Annotated in this window: 1 protein-coding gene; it reads right to left on the reverse strand. The window is 43.6% G+C overall.

Annotation, left to right across the window (positions count from 1 at the left end; genetic code table 11):
• Window positions 1–35: 35 nt before the first annotated feature.
• A complete protein-coding gene (locus tag PLN84_RS13300) occupies window positions 36–1,325 on the reverse strand; it encodes an IS110 family transposase (RefSeq protein ID WP_052297508.1) in 1,290 nt (429 codons plus the stop codon).
• Window positions 1,326–1,517: the final 192 nt, after the last annotated feature.

Raw genomic sequence — 1,517 nt, forward strand, 5'->3', positions numbered from 1 at the left:
CACATGAAAAACTTAAAAAAACAAGATGCTGCGGATCATCCGCATCCCTCCTTCAAATCTTTCTCCACCAAGTATCCTGCCTGACTGATGATCTTTATCATCTCGTCGATATCCATCATTCTTATGGGCGAAACAGAGCTGGGAATTTTTGGTTTGGTTTTCGTGACCTCTGGTTCTTGATAATTCTCGTGATTCATAAGCAAATGATAGATGATGCAGAGCACTTTTCTGGCGAGCGCAACGGTTGCAATATTCTTCTTTCCGCACCTTGCCAATATCCTCTGGAAGAATCTCATTAACCTTGAATTCTTCTTGGTCCTGGATATGGCTTTTGCAACTTCCACCAAGATCCTTCGCATATGCTTAGATCCCGTCTTAGTGATCTTCCCAGTTCGCAGCTTCCCTGCCGATTGGTAGACCGAAGGCACAATACCGAAGTACTTTGCCATCTTATCCGCACTCGGAAAGTCCCTGTAATCTCCCATTTCTGCAATAATGGTAGCTGCCGAAATGAATCCAACACCTGGAACAGACAAAATAATTTTCAAATCATCCTCGAAGGGTTTGACTTTTTCGGCGATCTCAGCTTCCAGAATTTTTATCTTCTTGCTAATATCATCTATGACATCAAGATTTGCCTTGATCAAAAATACCTGAACGGGATCTAATCCATTCTTGATGGCTTCTCTGAGTTCGTCCTCCTTTTTCCGAATCCTCTTCGAAGGTATTCCAGATATGATCTGATCGATCGTCTTTCCTTCCAGAAGCCTATCAATGATATATCTTCCAGATTTGCCAAAAGAGTCGGATATGACTGAGGAGAGCTTGATGCAGCAGGTCGAAAGTGATTGATGAATCTGGTTCTTGATTTTGGACCTTGCATTGACCAGTGTCTCACGAGCACGAGTTATGCTTCTTAGATCTCGGTAGTCTTTTGGATAGATTCTGGAGGGCGTGATGAGATTATTGAGACAATATATCGCGATTCGTTCCGAATCAAGTTTATCGGTTTTCTTGTGCTCAATATTCCGGATCTGATATGCATTGGCCAGGATAAATTCGACATGACCTTCTAGAATGGTGAAGATAGGATACCAAAAACCTCCCGTGGATTCTACAGCCAGCCTCTGGCATCTGTGGTTTATTATCCAGGATCTGAATGCCAAGAGGCCATCTTGGTTCATATTAAAACGTTCTTGGAGCTTCAATCCACTTCGGGATATCATTGTAGCAATAAGAAAATCCTTGTGGATATCTGCTCCGCAAACTATTTCCTTATCTGAGTCCATCGTCTCACTTGCCTGATATGGGCAGATGATGATCACTCGTGCGTGCAACTTCACATACGCGTTCAAAGACGCATTTGGGCATCCACGAGATCATGGTTGTCTTTGTGTCGAGATCATGTCTCAGGTCACAGATCAACCTTCACTGCCCATATCAGCCTTGCCTATGGCTCTATGGGTTTTTCATGCTTTGGGCATGATCCCCGCCTGAGGATCATGGGCTCTTTGTGG

It is taken from the genome of Methanoculleus sp., assembly GCF_035363275.1.
GTDB lineage: Archaea > Halobacteriota > Methanomicrobia > Methanomicrobiales > Methanoculleaceae > Methanoculleus.